The organism is Pseudomonas sp. SDO5522_S412, from assembly GCF_054071215.1.
Genome location: NZ_JBSVWQ010000448.1, coordinates 1 through 658, shown reverse-complemented (window position 1 = coordinate 658; position 658 = coordinate 1). Strand labels below are relative to the sequence as shown.

Genomic DNA, 658 nt, shown 5'->3' with positions numbered 1-658 from the left:
GCGTTTTTTCAGTAGGAACGCGGTCGAATGTGGGAGCGGGCTTGCTCGCGAATGCGGTATATCAGGCGCCAGAGTTCTGCCGAAACTGCACCAGCGCCGGCAACAACTGCTTGTCGATCGCCTGCCTCACCGCCGGCAAGATCGTCGCGCTGCCGGTGTACATCTGCTCAACCATACCCTTGAGCGCCTTGGCCCGCGCCGCGCTCAAGCCGCGCACCGCACACTCGCAAGCCTGCTCGGCGGTAGCGCCGCTGGACACCTCGAAACCCAACGACCGCAGCTGGCCCAGCAGGTCATCCTGGTCAATCAAATCCGCGTGCATCATGACGTTAATCCTTGTTAGGGGAGCGGGGGATTGAAGTCGATTCTGGTAGGCCATCACCGAGTCGGCAAGGCCTGAATGCATGAATGTCCGGCACACCTATGAACAGGTCGTTTTCGGCTAACTCGCAAGGCAGGGGAGTGTGCACACTGGCATCAAGCAAGCAGCTTGAAGGTTTGGTCACCCTCGGGATGCGCAGCTCACACAAAGCACTCTGCCCCGATCCTGTCACGGCTGGATCGGGGCTTTTTTTGAGCTGAAATTTGAGGTGAAGCTGCTGGCCCCTTCGCGAGCAAGCCCGCTCCCACAGTTGACCGCGTTTTTTCAGGAGAACTC

General features: G+C 59.4%; 1 protein-coding gene. It reads right to left on the bottom strand.

Annotated elements, in window-relative coordinates:
* Positions 1-61: 61 nt before the first annotated feature.
* Positions 62-325, bottom strand: a complete 264-nt coding sequence (locus ACW9I6_RS32400) for a hypothetical protein (RefSeq protein ID WP_003216918.1) — start codon at positions 323-325, stop codon at positions 62-64.
* Between the last annotated feature and the right edge of the window lie 333 nt (positions 326-658).